A 15,734-nucleotide genomic window follows, 5' to 3' on the forward strand; every position below is an offset into this window, starting at 1 on the left:
GGTAGCCACGATCAGATACGGTGTCGTCGGAACGGGCATGATGGGCGTCGAACACATCCGCAACCTGGCGATCCTGCCCGGTGCGGAGGTCGTCGCGATCGCGGATCCGGTCGCGACCTCGATCGACTGGGCGACCGAGGCGCTCGGCGACCGGGCCGATGGCGTCGCGCGGTTCGACACGGTCGAGGCGTTTGCGAAGCGGGCCGATGTCGACGCGATCGTCATCGCGTCGCCGAACAATACGCACCGCGACGTGCTCGATCAGCTGTTCGCGATGGACGCCGCGATCCTGTGCGAGAAGCCGCTGGCGACGACGATCGACGATGCGCGGTGGATCGTCGATCGTGCCGCCGCACACGCCAAGCCGTTCTGGACCGGGATGGAGTATCGTTTCATGCCGCCCGCAGCCGCCTTTATCGAGCAGGTCCAGGCGGGCCGGGTCGGCCGGTTGCAGATGCTGTCGATCCGCGAGCACCGCTTTCCCTTCCTGCCCAAGGTCGGCGACTGGAACCGGTTTGCCCGGAACACCGGCGGGACGATGGTGGAGAAATGCTGTCACTTCTTCGATCTGATGCGGCTGATCGTCGGGTCGGAAGCGGTGCGCGTCCATTGCTCGGGCGCGATGGACGTGAACCATCTCGACGAACGCTATGACGGCGAGCGCCCGGACATCATCGACAACAGCTATACGACGGTCGATTTCGCGAACGGCGTGCGGGCGATGCTCGATCTCAGCATGTTCGCCGATGGGGCAGAGAATCAGGAGGAGATGTCGGCGACGGGCGATGCGGCGCGGCTCGACGTGCTGATTCCTGCAGGCGAACTCGTCTATTCGCCACGGGTCGGATTTCTCAACCCCAAGGCGGTCGAGCGCAGTCATGTCTCGGTCGATCCGGCGGCCCGGGCCGCGGGCTCGCACGAAGGCGCAACCTATTATCAGCACGCCGCTTTTGCCGCCGCCGTGCGCGGCGAGGGACCGGTACAGGTCACCGCGGAAGACGGCCTGCGCGCGGTCGCGATCGGTACCGCGGCGGAGATCAGCGCGCGCGAGCACCGGGTCGTGACGATGGCGGAACTGGGCGTCTGACCCTTTGGCGGGGTTGCGCGCCATCCGCCGGGCGCGCACAGGCTGTGGCGAAATCACGCCCAGGAGGTCGATATGCCCGTGAAGGTCATTGCGTTCGTTTCCGTCAAGCCCGGCCATGAGGAGGCGTTCATCGAAGCCGCCCGCATCTGCGCCGCGGCGTCGCGGAATGAACCGGGGGTGCTCCACTACGATCTGTGGCGCGAGGCCGATGGCGACCGGCGTTTCGTGTTCAACGAGCTGTATGTCGACGATGCCGCGGTTCAGGCGCACATGGCGTCCGACCATTTCAAGGCGCTTGGCGTGGCGTCACGCGATCTCGCCGCCGCGCGTCCGACGATCATCGCGACGCATCCGGTCGACGTTGCAGGCTGAGGCAAGACTGCGGCAAGGGCGCGCGCATCCGTGAGGCGCTGACGCGCGCCGCCTGCGGCCGAGCATCCGCCATGGTCGTGACGTTTTCTCTTACGGTATAGGCGACGGATGGACACGCAGGGTCTGGAGGCCGTCTTCCTCGCCAACCGCGATACGCTGCTCCGCTTTCTGTCGGCGCATGGCGCGGGGGATGCGGCGGAAGACCTTTTGCACGAGCTCTGGATTCGTGTGCGGACGCCGCGCGGCGGACCGATCGCCGCGCCGCTGGCCTATCTGTACCGCGCGGCGCACAATCTCATGCTCGACCGTCATCGCGCGGTCCGGCAGGCCGCCAGACGCGATCATGACTGGAGCGACGCGGTCGGTGCCACGGTCGCGGGCCAGTCCGATGCACCATCGGGTGAGCGCGTGCTGATCGCGCGCGAAGAGGCGCGGATGGCAGCGCGCGCGCTGGAGGCGGTCGGCGAACGCGCCGCGGCGGTGTTTCGCCGCCACCGGATCGACGGGGTCGCCCAACGTGCGATCGCGGACGAGATGGGCGTGAGCCTCAGCACCGTCGAAAGCGACCTGCGGCAGGCCTATCGTGCGATGATCGCGTTGAAAGGGCGGCTCGATGAGGTTTGAGGCGAACGTCTCCGTCAAGCCAGTCAGGAGGCCATGATGGCGCAGGACGACACCGCATTGGACGCACAGGCGCTCGACTGGATCGTGCGGACGGGCGATCCCGCATTCGACGACTGGCCCGGCTTCATGGCGTGGATGGAGGCGGACCCGACGCATGCCACGCGCTATCACGCGCTGAGCGCCGCGATCGATGATGGCGTCGCATCGTTGCGCGCGCCGCAGGCGGGGGCGGTGGCGCAGCCGATCGCCAAGCCGGCACGACGCGCGCCGCAGCGGATAGGACGGTGGGCCGGCGGGGCGATCGCCGCATCGCTGGCGGTCGTCGCCGGCCTTTCGGTCTATGAGCGCCGCCCCCAACCCTATGCCGTCGAGGCGGCGCCGGGGGCCGCGCGGACGATCCTCCTCGCTGAGGGAAGCCGGATCATGCTCGCGGGCGGTTCGCGCGTGACGATCGATCGACGTGATGCGCGCATCGCGACGCTTGATCGTGGCGAGGCGATGTTCGTCGTCGCGCATGATGCGGCGGATCCGTTCGAGGTCCGGGTCGGCGAGACGCGCCTGGTCGATGTCGGCACGGCCTTCGACGTCAAGCGGACCAGCGATGGCATGCGCGTTGCCGTGTCCGAAGGTGCGGTCGACTATGATCCGGGTCCGAACGCGATCCGGATGACGGCGGGGCAGGGCGTCGTGGCCACGCGCGGCGGTGTGATGCGGATCACGGTCGATGCCACGGCGGTCGGGTCGTGGCGCGAGGGGCGGCTGGCGTTCGAAAATGCGCCAATGACCGAAGTCGCGGACGATCTGTCGCGAACGCTGGGTATCACGATCGCGGTGGCACCGGAGATCGCCGACCGCCGCGTCCGTGCGACGATCGCCACGGCAGGGCTCGCGCGTGACCCCACGCCGCTCGCCGCACTGCTCGACGTGACGATGCGGCGGTCCGCCCAGGGTTGGACGATGTCGGCCCGGTGATCCGGCGGGGCGGGGTCTTTGTCGTTGCGGTGGCGATCGCCGGGCTGACCGGTGCGTCGGCTGCGGCGGGGCCGGTATCGCTCGACCTGCGCGCGGGTCGCCTGGGCGACTCCGTCATGGCACTGGGGCGGCAGGCCGGGGTCAGCATCGCCGTCGACGACCCGGTCCTGTGGGCACGACCCGTCCCCGCGATCCGGGGACGCTTCACGGCCCGGCAGGCGCTCGCAAAGCTCGCACGATCGACGGGGTCGACGATACGGTCCGCCGGGGCCGGGGGGTGGCGTCTGGTCGCGCGTGCAGCGCCGCCACGTGCGGCACAGCGCCGTCTGCCGGGGGCGACCGCGAATGCCGCGCCGGCAGTCCCGACCATCGCGGGGGCCGATATCATCGTCGCCGCGAGCAAGCGGGACACCCGGCTGCGCGATTTCGCCGGGCAGGTCGCGCACCTCGATGGAATCGACCTGGCGCTTGGCGGCGCGGGGGGCAGCGACGCGGTGCTGGCGCGGCTCGCGAGCGTATCGTCGACGCATCTGGGTGCGGGGCGCAACAAGCTGTTCATTCGCGGCATTGCGGATTCGAGCTTTACCGGCCCGACACAGACGACCGTCGGCCAGTATCTCGGCGACATCCGGCTCAGCTACAACGCGCCCGATCCCGACCTGCGGCTCTACGACATCGCCTCGGTCGAGGTGCTCGAGGGGCCACAGGGAACCCTGTACGGCGCAGGATCGCTCGGTGGCATCATCCGCACCGTTCCCAATGCACCAGTGATCGACGACACGACGGCCGCCATCGCGACGGGCGTGTCCGCGACGACGCATGGCGACCCCGGCGGCGACATCGGCGCGACGCTCAACCTGCCGGTTATGGAAGGCCGGATGGCGCTGCGCATCGTTGGCTATGCGGTGACGGAGGGCGGGTATATCGACAACCCGACGCTCGGGCAGAGCGACGTGAACCGCACCAGCGTCGCCGGCGGGCGGGGTACGCTGCGCGTTGAGCTGGGGCGCGACTGGACGCTCGATCTGGGCGGCGTGTACCAGCGAACCCGCGGCGACGACAGCCAATATACCGATCGCGACGCGCCGCCCCGCACGCGGAACAGTGCCGTCGTGCAAGGGTTCGGTGCGGACTACCGGATGGGCGATCTGGTCGTGTCGGGCACGCTTGGCGGCCTGATGCTCCGGTCGTCGACGGCGATCGTCGGTCAGACGCTGACGGAACGCTATGACGCCACCATGGTGAACGGCGATCCGCGGCTGTTCGTGCAACGCAACGCGACCGCGATGGTGACCAACGAGACCCGGTTGTGGCGGCCGATGCGCGCCGGCTTCGGCAGGGTGGTGGGGGGCAGCTTCACGCACAACCGTACGCGGCTGTCGCGGGCACTCGGCGCAGTCGAGGCACCGGTGCCCGTGACGGGCGTCACCAACCGGATCGACGAGGCGACGCTGTATGGCGAGGGCAGCGTCGCGCTGTTCCCCGGATTGATCGCGACCGGCGGCGCGCGCGTGACGCGGGCCGCGCTGTCGGGAACCGGACAGGATCTGGCGGAGGCCCTCGCCCCGGTCGCGCTGGCAAGGGCGCAGGTCACCGCCAGTCGTCGTGAAACGAGCCTGTTGCCGTCCGGATCGCTGATCGCAACGGTGCTGCCGCGGCTCTCGCTTTATGCCCGGTACCAGCAGGGGTTCCGGCCCGGCGGCTTGGCGATCGAGAGCGACTTCGTGCGGCGGTTCCGCAACGACCGGGTCCGCACGATCGAAAGCGGCATACGGTTCGGGCAGAGCGGGATTGATCCGGTATCCGTGTCGGCCGGGCTGTCACATACGCTGTGGGACGATATCCAGGCGGACTTCATCGACGGATCGGGATTGCCGAGCACCGCCAATATCGGCAACGGCCGGATCTGGTCGGCAAGCGCGGCCGCCGCCTGGCGACCGGTCGCCGGGCTCACGATCGACGCCGGGCTGACCTATAACGACAGCCGGGTGACCGAACCCAGCCAGGCCTATGCACTGGCGTTCGCGCGGATGAGCCAGGTTCCCAATATTGCCCGGTTCGCAGGGCGGCTGGGGCTCGACTATAGCCGGCCGCTCCACGGCGACCTCGATCTGCGGGTCTATGGCTGGGCGCGGTATGTCGGCCGCTCCCGGCTCGGTATCGGCCCGGTGCTCGGGGAGGAGCAGGGCGATTATCTCGATACCGCGCTGACAATGCGCGTCGGCCGGCCGACACTCGGCTTCACGCTCGGCGTGACCAATCTGACGGATGGCACCGGCAATCGCTTCGCGCTGGGCACGCCGTTCCAGATCGGCAGCGGCCAGATCACGCCGTTGCGGCCTCGCACGTTGCGCCTCGGGATAGACGCGGCATTCTGAAAAGCTGCGCAGCCCGGCAAGGCTGCGCGGCAATGGTTCCGTCCTGTGTTCGAAACATATTCGAAAAGGGACCTGGTTCATGCGTCGTATCCTGCTTGCCTCTACCTGCCTGATGGCGGTCGTTCCGGCCCATGCGCAGACCTCGATCGAGACCAAGCGCACCGATGCGGTGCGGACATCGACCGTGAAGGCCGGGGCGCCGGATGCGATCCGGATCACGGCCGCGGGATCGGTGACCCCTGCCGGCGGTACGGCGGTGACGATCGACAGCGTGCATGCCGTCACCAACGAAGGCACCGTCCAGATCACCAATGCGGACAATGCGACGGGCATTCTCGCGGTAGCGGGGACCGGCGGCGGCATCACGAACAGCGGCAAGATCATTGTCGACGAGACCTATGAGGCGACCGATGTCGACAAGGATGGCGATCTCGACGGCCCCTTCGCGGCGGGCAGCGGGCGGACCGGCATCCGCACCGCGGGCGCCTATAGCGGCGCCATCGCCAATACGGGCGCGATCACGGTCGAGGGGAACGAGTCCGCAGGGATCTGGCTCGGCGGCCCGCTGTCCGGCGCGTTCAAGACCGAGGGCACGATTGCGGTGACGGGGACGAACGTCGTCGGCGTGCGGACGGGCGACATCACCGGCAACGTCCGGCTCGCCGGAACGGTCGCGGCGATCGGGCAGGGGGCCGTGGCGGTGCGGCTCGATGGCGCGATCACCGGTGCGCTGGTGGTGCAGGGTTCGCTCGGCGCGACCGGCTACCGTACCACGACCGCGCCGGCGGATCCGTCGAAGCTCGATGCCGACGACCTGTTGCAGGGCGGATCGGCGCTGGTCGTCGCGGGCAACGTGTCGGGCGGGATCATCTTCGCAGTGCCGCCAAAGGATGCCAGCACGACCGACAATGACGAGGACAAGGACGGGATCGACGACAGCAAGGAGGGATCGGCCATGGTCACCGCCTATGGCGCGGCACCAGCGGTCCAGATCGGGTCGGCGACCAATGCGGTCGCGATCGGCGCAGTCGCGGGCAGCGGCACGAATTTCGGGCTGATCGTCGATGGCGGCATCGGTGGCAGCGGTGTCTATGCGGGTATCACCGCGACCGGCCTCTCGATCGGCGGGCTTAATGGCAGCGTGTCGATCGCCAACGGGATCGCGGTCAACGGCACGGTCCAGGCGCAGGCCAATGGGGCGAGTGCGACCGCGATCCGGATCGGCAGCGGCACGACGACGCCCGAACTGCGCAATGCCGGGACGATCGCGGCGGCGGGCGGCGGCACGACCGCATCGCTGTCGAGCGCGGTCCTCGTCGAGGCGGGCGCGACGGTAGGCACGATCCGCAACAGCGGGACGATCAAGGCGAGCGCACAGGCGGCCGATGGCAGCGCCACCGCGATCCTCGACCGGTCCGGCCGGGTGACGCTGGTGGAGAATAGCGGGGCGATCACCGCAAGCGGTGCACTCGCGACGTCGGAGCGCAACGTCGCGATCGACCTGTCCGCAGCGACGGCGGGCGCCACCGTCCGCCAGACCGCGGTCGCGGCGGGCGTCACGGCGCCGAGCATCGTCGGCGACATCCGCTTCGGTACGGGGAACGACGTGTTCGAGATCGCCGATGGCACCGTGTCGGGCACGACCCGGTTCGGCGGCGGCGCGAACCGTCTCGCGCTGTCGGGCGACGCGGCCTATGCGGGAACGGCGCTCTTCGGCACCGGCGATGACGCGATGGCGCTTGCCGGTACCGCGGTGTTCAGCGGCGCGGCGGATTTCGGTGGCGGGGCGGACACGCTGACCATCGGCGGGACGTCGCGCTTTTCGGGCACGCTCGCCAACAGCGGCGGGCTGGCGGTGACGGTCGCGGGCGGTACGCTCGATCTGACCAAGGCTGCGACGATCGCATCGCTGGCGATGGGTTCGGGCAGCGTGCTGGCGGTGACGCTGGACAAGACCGGGGGGACGGGGACGTCGATCACCGTCGCCGGGGTGGCATCGTTCGAGAAGGACACCAAGCTCGCGCTCAAGCTCGCCAGCATCACCGGTGCGGAAGGGCGGTACACGGTCCTGCGTGCGGGGAGCCTGACCGGTGCTGCAAACCTGACCGCCTCGACCACGTTGTTGCCGTTCCTGTACAAGGGGAACGTCGCGACGGGCACGGGCAACGACGTCGCGATCGACATCGTCCGCAAGACCACGGTCGAACTCGGCCTCAACCGCTCGCAGACCTCCGCCTACAACGCAGTCTATGCGGCGCTCGGCACCGACGCCAAGGTCGGCCAGGCGTTCCTGAACATCAACGACGGCGACGCATTTCGCGGATCGCTGCGCCAGATGCTTCCCGATCATGCCGGCGGGACGTTCGAGACCGTGACGATGGGCTCGCGTGCGACCGCCCGGGTGATCGCCGACCCGCACGGCCCGTTCAAGGATGAGGGCCAGTGGGGCTATTGGGTCAGCCAGGTCGGCTGGGGCACGTCGAAGAGCATCGGCGATACCGGCGGCTATGACGTGACCGGCTGGGGCGTCTCGGGCGGGGCCGAATACAAGACCGGGCTGGGTAATATCGGTGCGTCTCTCGCCTATCTCAGCGGCCGCGATGCCGATGAGGGGACCAGCAATGAAGTCAGCTCCAACCAGTATGAGCTCGCGGCCTATTGGCGTGGGCACTGGGGTGGGCTGAACGCCAATGCCCGCGCCTCGGGTGCGCGGATCGGGTTCGACGGCGTGCGGCGCTTTGCCGGCACCGCGGGGACCGAGGCGGTCCAACGCGTGTCGAGCGCGGACTGGAACGGCACGCTCTACTCGGCGTCGGGCGGCCTGTCCTATGACGCCGATCTGGGCAATATCTCGTTCCGTCCGATCATCGCGGTCGATTATTACAAGCTGAAGGAGGACGGCTATAGCGAAACCGGGGGCGGCACCGCGATTGATCTGGTCGTCCAGTCGCGCAGCAGCGACGAACTGGCGGTCACCGGCAGCGCGGCGCTGGGTCTCGATCTTGGGGGGCAGAACCAGGACGCAGGCTGGTTCCGCTTCGAGCTTGAGGGCGGACGGCGCGAGCTCGTTGGCGGGGGGCTGGGTGCGACGACCGCGGCCTTTGCCGGCGGGACCGCGTTCACGCTGACACCCGAGGAGCGCACAAGCGGCTGGGTCGGCAAGCTGCGCGCGGTCGGCGGCAATGCAGCGTTCCGCTTCGGCGGCGAATTTAACGCCGAGGAGCAGCAGGGACGTGCCGCATTGTCGCTGCGCGCAAGCCTGCAGATCGGGCTGTAACGACGGAAGACTGGTCTGCCCGCGTCAGCGCGGTGCGGACCAGTCCCCGGACTTTCCGCCGCGCTTTTCGAGCAGGCGGATCCCGTCGATCTCCATCGCCTTGTCGATCGCCTTGGCCATGTCGTAGACCGTCAGCAGTGCAACGCCGACCGCGGTGAGCGCTTCCATCTCGACGCCGGTCTTGCCGTCGGTCGCGACGGTCGCGGTCGCGGTGACGCCGCTGTCGTCGACGTCGAGGTCGAGCGTGATCTTGGTCAGCGGCAGCGGGTGGCACAGAGGGATCAGGTGGCTGGTCCGCTTGGCGGCCATGATCCCCGCGACGCGGGCGACGGCGATGACGTCGCCCTTCTTGGCCGAGCCCTCGGCGATCGCGCGCGCAGCCTCGGCCGACATGGTGATCCGGCCGGTCGCGACCGCCTCGCGTGCGGTCGGGGTCTTGCCGCCGACATCGACCATCCGCGCGGCACCCGCCGCATCGACATGCGTCAGCTGGCTCATCCGACCAGTGCCCGGGTCGCGGCCTCGACATCGTCCTGGCGCATCAGCGCTTCCCCGATCAGGAAGCACCGGATCCCGCGTTCGGCCATCGCGTCGAGGTTGGCGCGCGTGGTCAGCCCGCTTTCGGCAACAAAGGTACAGTCGCGCGGGGCCTTGTCGACCAGGTCGTAGGTCCGTTGGAAGTCGACGGTGAAGTCGCGCAGGTCGCGGTTGTTGACCCCGATCAGCCGCGACTTGAGCTTGAGGGCGCGATCGAGTTCGTGCGCGTCGTGGATCTCGACGAGAACGTCCATGCCGCATTCGAGCGCCGAGGCCTCGATCTCCGCCATCTGGATATCGTCGAGCGCGGCGACGATGATCAGGATCGCGTCGGCGCCGATCGCGCGCGCCTCGGTCGCCTGCCACGGGTCGACCATGAAGTCCTTGCGCAGGACGGGAATCGACACGGCATCGCGCGCGGCGGACAGATACGCGTCCGCGCCCTGGAACCATTTCTCGTCGGTCAGCACCGAGAGGCACGCGGCACCGCCGGCCTCATAGGCGCGGGCATGCGCGGGGGGATCGAAATCGGCGCGGATCAGCCCCTTGGACGGGCTGGCCTTCTTGACCTCGGCGACCAGCGCATAGCCCGACTTCGCATCGAGCGCGGCGCGGAAGCCGCGTGGCGCGGACATGCGGGCGATGCCGGCATCGATGTCCGACAGCGAGGTGGTGGCCTTGCGCGCGGCGACTTCGGCGCGCTTGGTCTCGAGGATACGGTCGAGCATGGTCATGTCAGTAGGCGATCCAGCGGTCGAGCAGCGCGTCGGCGCTGCCGGTGTCGAGGGCGGTGGCGGCGAGCGCGGCGCCTGCGACAAGGGTGGGGACGGTCCCGGCGACCATCAAGGCCGCGGCGGCGTTGAGCAGGACGGCGTCGCGGTAGGCGCCCGCCTCGCCCTTCAGCAGGCGGCGGAGCGCCTCTGCATTATGGGCGGCATCACCGCCGCGAATTGCCGTGATCGCATGCCGCGGCAACGCTGCATCGTCGGGCGTGACGCGCGCGGGAAGCGCGACGTTGCCGATGGACGCAACGACGCTGGGGCCCGCGCCGGACAGTTCGTCGAGCCCTTCCTCGCCGGAGACGACGAGTGCGGCCTGGGTACCGAGCTGGGCGAGGGCATCGGCGTAGAGCGGGACATAATCGGGCCGCGCGATGCCGATGAGCTGACGCGTCGTTCGCGCGGGATTGGCGAGTGGCCCCATCAGGTTGAAGATCGTCCGCCTGGCGATACGCTGACGGATCGGGGTGATCCGCTTCATCGCCGGATGGTGATTGGCGGCGAACAGGAAGGCGATGCCGATGTCGCGCAGGCTGGCCTCGGCGGTTGCGCCCGCGCGGTCCATGTTGAGGCCGAGGACTTCGAGCGTGTCGGCGGCGCCGGCCTTGCTCGAGGCGGCACGGTTGCCATGCTTGGCAACGGGCACGCCGCAGGCTGCGACGACGAGCGCGACGGCGGTCGAGACGTTGAGCGTATGGTGGCCATCGCCGCCGGTGCCGCAGACGTCGATCGCGCCCGGCGGCGCATCGATCGGGATCATCCGCTCACGCAGCGCACGCGCGGCCTCGGCGATCTCGATACTGGTCTCGCCACGCTCGGACATGGCGATCAGGAATGCGGCGATCGCGTCTTCGCTGGCGCGCGCGTCGAGGATGTCGGCAAACGCCTCGCGCGCGGTCTCGCGCGACAGCGGCGTCGTCGGATCGGGCAGGAGCACCGTGGTCGTCATCGATCGAGCCCCTCGCGCAGGCGGTCGGGCAGCTGATGCGAAATCCCCGCCAGCGTCAGGAAATTGGCGAGCATCGCGTGGCCGTGTTCGGTCGCGATGCTCTCGGGATGGAATTGCACCCCGTGGATCGGCAGCGTCGCGTGGCGGAACCCCATCACGCTGCCATCCTGCGCGGTCGCGTTGACGACGAGCGTGTCGGGGACCGCGTTGACGATCAGCGAATGATAGCGCGTCGCGAGAAACGGCGAAGGGAGGCCGGCGTAGAGGCCGGTGTCGTCATGGACGACCGGCGACGTCTTGCCGTGCATCAGCCCGCCACGTTCGACCTTGCCGCCGAAATGCTGCCCGATCGCCTGATGGCCGAGGCAGACGCCGAGCAGCGGTTTGCCGGCGTCGGCGCAGGCGGCGACGAGGTCGAGGCTGACGCCCGCTTCGGTCGGCGTGCAGGGGCCGGGGGAAATGAGAAACGCCTCCGCGCCGGACGACAGGGCCTGTCCAGCGGAGATCGCATCGTTGCGGACGACCTCCACCTCGACACCCAGTTCCATCAGATAATGGACGAGGTTCCAGGTGAAGCTGTCGTAATTGTCGACGACCAGGATCATGCGTTCGCCATAGACGAAGTCTAAGCCGGTGCAACGGGGATGCGCATCGACGGCCGTTGCACACCATGCCCGCCATATTCGCTGACGGGCAACGCGCGGGGCATGCTATTCAGCACGGAGCAACCTGCGGCGGCAGACGTTGTGCGTATGCAAGGAGTTTCCCACCAATGTTCCGTCTCACCGTCCTCGCCGCGCTGATCGCGCTTCCCGCCCTCGCTTCGGCGCAGGAGCAGACGGCCGAACAAGGCCAGCCCCCGCAGCGCATCCGCAGCGTTACGCTGGGGGCTGGGCAGAAGTGCCCGACATCGACCAATGGCGAGATCGTCGTTTGCTCGACACTCGACCAACCCTATCGTATCCCCAAGGAACTGCGCGATACCGCACCGATCGCCGCGCAGAACCAGAGCTGGGTCAACCGGGCTGCGACGGTCGACCAGGTCGGCCGCGTCGCGGGCGGGCTGCCGGACACCTGTTCGCCGGTCGGTACGGGTGGACAGTCGGGATGCGCGCTCGCACGGGCCCGCGCCTATTCGGCCGAGCGTCGTGCGCAGGCTGCGGGGCAGGCGATCGATCCCTGACGCCACAGCGAGCACCATCGGGATCCTAGGCCGCGGTCGGCACCTGACGCCCGCGGCCTTTTATTGTGTTTGTCGAACGATGGCGGGATTACTGCCCGTAGGACGTCCCGCCGGCGCGCGCGACCGCTTCGCGGGCGGCGGCGAGGATCGCCCCGGCCTTGGCCTCGCATTCGCGCTGTTCGGACACGGGATCGCTGTCGGCGACGATTCCCGCCCCGGCCTGTGCATGGATCATCCCGTCCTTCACGACGGCGGTCCGCAACACGATGCACGAGTCCATCGATCCGTCGGGGGAGAAATAGCCGACGCCGCCGGCATAGGCGCCCCGCCGTTCGGGTTCGAGTTCGGCGATGATCTGGCACGCCCGGACCTTGGGGGCGCCGCTGACCGTGCCAGCCGGGAACCCCGCGAACAGCGCATCGAGCGCGTCGCTGCCGGGCGCGAGCGACCCGACGACGTTCGAGACGATGTGCATGACGTGACTGTAGAATTCGACGCCGTAGCTCGCCGTGACGCGGACCGAACCCGGCGCCGATGCCCGTCCGACATCGTTGCGGCCGAGGTCGAGCAGCATCAGATGTTCTGCGCGTTCCTTCGGATCGGCGAGCAGGCTGGTCCGGTTCGCCTCGTCCTCCGCAGCACTGCGGCCCCGCGGGCGGGTCCCGGCGATCGGGCGGATCGTCACCTCGTCGTCGCGCACGCGGACGAGGATCTCGGGTGAGGATCCGATCAGCGCGAAGCCGGGAAGATCGAGATGATAGAGGAAAGGCGACGGATTGATCCGCCGGAGCGAGCGATAGAGCTCGAACGGCGGGAGCGTGAACGGCGTGCTGAAGCGCTGGGCAAGGACGACCTGGAAGATGTCCCCGGCCACGATATAGTCCTTCGCGCGCGCGACCATCGCGCCGTAGCGATCCGGCGACAGCGCCGGCGTGTAGGACGGCTCTGGTGAGACCGCCCGGACCGGCGCCGGCACCGGCGTGGTCGTAAGCTTCGCGGCGACGGCGTCGAGCCGCTCCTCGGCACGCGCGACGATCGTGTCGGGATCCATGGCCGGATCCGGCCAGGCGGGGGCGACGAGAAACAGCGCGTCGGCGAGCCGGTCGAAGACGAGAACCACCGAGGGACGCACGAAGATCATGTCGGGCAGACCGAGCGGGTCGCTGTCGGGCTGCGGCAGGGTCTCGACCAGCCCGACCGTCTCATAGCCGAAATAGCCGACCAGACTGGCGAGCGCGCGCGGCAGCTCTTCCGGGACGTCGCTGCGGCATTCGGCGACCAGAGTGCGCAGGGCATCGAGTGTGGGCAGCGCACAGGGCTCGAACGCCTCGCGATCGGTCGACCAGTGACGGTTGATCTCGGCCCGATGACCCGCGGCACGGAACAGCAGGTCGGGCGCGAGGCCTATCAGGCTGTGCCGTCCGCGTGTTGCGCCGCCTTCGACCGATTCGAGCAGGAAGTCTCCACGCCCCGGCTCGATGAGCTTGAGGGCGGCGGCGACCGGCGTCTCCGTGTCGGCGACCTGCCGCCGCCAGACGAGGGCGGGGCGTCCGGCGGCAAGCGCCGCGCATGCGAGCTCAGTTATTGGAACCACCCTGTGCCAGCAGTTCGGCCCGGACGCGGGCAACCGCCTTCGGATCGGTCTTCACGCCGACCTGCGCGCGGACGGCCTTGACGAACTGGTCGACATATTCGCGGCCGACACTGCGCGCGATCGAACCGCGAGCGGCCTGGATCGCCGCCTGGTTGCCGGTCGCATTGCCCCGATCGATCTTGTCGAGTTTGACCACGAACCAGCCATCGGGGCCGGCGATCGTCTTGGCGGTACCCTGCGCCATGCTGAACATCAGGCGCAGCACGGGCGGGGTGTTTTCGGGGTTCTGCATGATCTGCGCGCGCGACGCCGTGACGGGGCGCGCGGGCGGGACCGGGAAGCCCGACTGCCCCAGCGCCTGCTGCAGCGGCATACCCTTGTTGATCCGGGCCAGCGCGGCATTGGCATATTTGCGGGCGGCCTGGCTGGCGCGGTCAGCCATCAGGTCACGCATCACGGCAGGACGGACCTGTGCGAGCGGACGGGGTGCGGCGCGAACGACACGGCCGAGCGCGACGACCGCGAAGCTGCCGTCCGACCCGGTCTGGACCATCTGCGGCGCATCGCCTTCCGCGGCCTGGAACGCGGCGCTGACGATCGGCGCGAGCGCGGCGTCGGGCTGGGTGCCGGGCGTGTCGGGGTTGGTGCCGTTGGCGACGAGGCCGGGCGTGGTGATCGCGGTCAGCTTTCGGTCCGCGATGATCTCGTCGAACGTCGCATTGTCTGACAGACCATCATCGATCGCATCATGGATCTTGCCGAGCGCTGCTTGCGCCTTTTGCGCGCTGAGTGCTGTGGCGATCTCGCCCCGTGCCTGGTCGAGGGTCTTGGCGGGGACGTTCTGGATCGAATCGATGCGAGCGATCGTCCAGCCGAGCGGCGTACGGACGGGGCCGACGACCGCGGCATTCGCTGCCGCGAACACGGCATCCGCGACCTGCGGGCTGGTCGTGCCGGCGTAGACAGCCTTATCCACACCCGTCTGGGTCGATGCCTCGAGCCCGGCGGCGCGGGCGGCATCGGCGATCGCGGTTCCGGCCTTCACCTTGGCAGCAATCGCAGCGGCGCCCGCCTGATCGGCGACGACGACCTGCGTGATCGTGCGCTTTTCCGTCGGGGCGTAGCGTGCCCGATCCTGCTGATACTGGGCAGCAATTTCGGCGTCGGTCGGAACGGCCTGCGCCTTGACCTGTGCCGCGTCGACGACGGCGTAGCGGATGACGCGGCGTTCGGGGATCGTGTAGCGCGCGACGTTGCGACGATAGAAGGCGTTCAATTCGGCGTCGGTCGGCGCAGGGCCGGCGGGCACCGCGGCGGTCGGGATGAAGCCCACCAGACCGCTGCGCTTCTCGAGCAGCAACGAGGCGAAGGGGAGGGCGAGCTGGCTCGGGACCTGCGACGCGCCGCGCGTCGGCAGGATCAGCTGCTGCGCATAGGTGTCGCGGACGATGTCAGCGCGGATCTGCGCGTCGGTCAGCTTCCGTTCGACCAGCACGCGCTGATAGAGGGACGGATCAAACTTGCCGGTCGGGCCCTGCAGTGCGGGGATGCTGGCAATCTGCCCGTCGACCGCGCGCTTGCTGACGACCATGCCCTGCTGCCGGCCGAACTGCTCGAGCGCGAGGCTCGCCGTGATGCGGTCCAGCGTGCCGTCGAAGCCGCCCTGCTGGACATAGCTCGCCATGTCGAGCGTCGGCTGCTGCTGGCGGAACCCTTCCATCTCGGTCTGGACGCGCGTGCGAAGCTCGTTCGCCGTCACGTCCGCCTTGCCGACCGTGGCGACGTCGTCGGCGGCGATGCCGCTTGTTCCGCCGCCCAACCCGGTCATGTCACCCGCCGCGAAGGCGAGCGCGATGACGCCGAGGAGGCCGAAGGTGATGATCACGCCGAACCTCGACTGGGTGAGGCGGCGGAAGAAACTGAGCATGGATGGCCGATCGACAGGGACTGAGTTCCTTCCGCTTTACGGTGCGCATCGGCGC

General features: G+C 69.0%; 13 protein-coding genes. 7 read left to right on the top strand and 6 right to left on the bottom strand.

All coding sequences use genetic code 11. The features are described 5' to 3' along the window. Positions 1-10 precede the first annotated feature (10 nt). The 6 genes from GV027_RS00945 to GV027_RS00970 all read left to right on the top strand — a co-directional run bounded on the left by GV027_RS00945 (position 11) and on the right by GV027_RS00970 (position 8,710). Entirely contained in the window at positions 11-1,087 is a 1,077-nt protein-coding gene (locus GV027_RS00945; protein WP_159512663.1) for a Gfo/Idh/MocA family protein, read from the top strand. Between the two features lie 72 nt (positions 1,088-1,159). Beyond that, on the top strand, positions 1,160-1,459 hold the full coding sequence (locus GV027_RS00950; RefSeq protein ID WP_159510660.1) for a putative quinol monooxygenase: 300 nt from the start codon (positions 1,160-1,162) through the stop codon (positions 1,457-1,459). A gap of 108 nt (positions 1,460-1,567) precedes the next feature. Continuing rightward, entirely contained in the window at positions 1,568-2,083 is a 516-nt protein-coding gene (locus tag GV027_RS00955) for an RNA polymerase sigma factor (RefSeq protein WP_159510661.1), read from the top strand. A gap of 36 nt (positions 2,084-2,119) precedes the next feature. Then, positions 2,120-3,055 carry a FecR family protein gene (locus GV027_RS00960; protein ID WP_159510662.1) on the top strand — a complete coding sequence of 312 codons (936 nt, stop codon included), beginning with the start codon at positions 2,120-2,122 and terminating at the stop codon, positions 3,053-3,055. Continuing rightward, positions 3,052-5,433, top strand: a complete 2,382-nt coding sequence (locus GV027_RS00965) for a TonB-dependent receptor domain-containing protein (protein WP_236558986.1) — start codon at positions 3,052-3,054, stop codon at positions 5,431-5,433. Before GV027_RS00960 ends, GV027_RS00965 begins: the two co-directional genes overlap by 4 nt. A 79-nt stretch (positions 5,434-5,512) precedes the next feature. After that, positions 5,513-8,710 (top strand): autotransporter outer membrane beta-barrel domain-containing protein, encoded by a 3,198-nt coding sequence (locus tag GV027_RS00970; RefSeq protein ID WP_159510663.1) that lies wholly within the window; start codon positions 5,513-5,515, stop codon positions 8,708-8,710. Between the two features lie 24 nt (positions 8,711-8,734). Here GV027_RS00970 and moaC read toward each other — a convergent pair whose 3' ends face one another. From moaC to GV027_RS00990, 4 genes are read right to left on the bottom strand one after another with little or no spacing between them, the layout of a single operon-like run. Further along, positions 8,735-9,208 carry a cyclic pyranopterin monophosphate synthase MoaC gene (moaC, locus tag GV027_RS00975; RefSeq protein WP_159510664.1) on the bottom strand — a complete coding sequence of 158 codons (474 nt, stop codon included), beginning with the start codon at positions 9,206-9,208 and terminating at the stop codon, positions 8,735-8,737. Further along, on the bottom strand, positions 9,205-9,981 hold the full coding sequence (gene trpC / locus GV027_RS00980) for an indole-3-glycerol phosphate synthase TrpC (protein ID WP_159510665.1): 777 nt from the start codon (positions 9,979-9,981) through the stop codon (positions 9,205-9,207). The genes moaC and trpC overlap by 4 nt, the downstream gene beginning before the upstream one ends. A gap of 1 nt (position 9,982) precedes the next feature. Next, positions 9,983-10,975: an anthranilate phosphoribosyltransferase gene (trpD, locus tag GV027_RS00985; RefSeq protein WP_159510666.1), complete on the bottom strand. Its 993-nt coding sequence runs from the start codon at positions 10,973-10,975 to the stop codon at positions 9,983-9,985. Beyond that, positions 10,972-11,580, bottom strand: coding sequence for an anthranilate synthase component II (locus GV027_RS00990; protein ID WP_159510667.1), 609 nt, complete (start codon positions 11,578-11,580; stop codon positions 10,972-10,974). Before GV027_RS00990 ends, trpD begins: the two co-directional genes overlap by 4 nt. Before the next feature lie 167 nt (positions 11,581-11,747). Between GV027_RS00990 and GV027_RS00995 the strand changes: the two genes are divergently transcribed. Next, complete coding sequence (locus GV027_RS00995; RefSeq protein WP_031440380.1) at positions 11,748-12,158, top strand: hypothetical protein; 411 nt, start codon at positions 11,748-11,750, stop codon at positions 12,156-12,158. A gap of 88 nt (positions 12,159-12,246) precedes the next feature. Here GV027_RS00995 and trpE read toward each other — a convergent pair whose 3' ends face one another. Both trpE and GV027_RS01005 read right to left on the bottom strand, forming a co-directional pair. Next, entirely contained in the window at positions 12,247-13,752 is a 1,506-nt protein-coding gene (gene trpE / locus GV027_RS01000; RefSeq protein ID WP_236558987.1) for an anthranilate synthase component I, read from the bottom strand. Then, positions 13,736-15,679, bottom strand: coding sequence for a peptidylprolyl isomerase (locus GV027_RS01005; protein WP_159510668.1), 1,944 nt, complete (start codon positions 15,677-15,679; stop codon positions 13,736-13,738). The genes trpE and GV027_RS01005 overlap by 17 nt, the downstream gene beginning before the upstream one ends. Between the last annotated feature and the right edge of the window lie 55 nt (positions 15,680-15,734).

The sequence above is a fragment of the Sphingomonas sp. T1 genome, from assembly GCF_902506585.1.
Lineage (GTDB): Bacteria > Pseudomonadota > Alphaproteobacteria > Sphingomonadales > Sphingomonadaceae > Sphingomonas > Sphingomonas aerolata.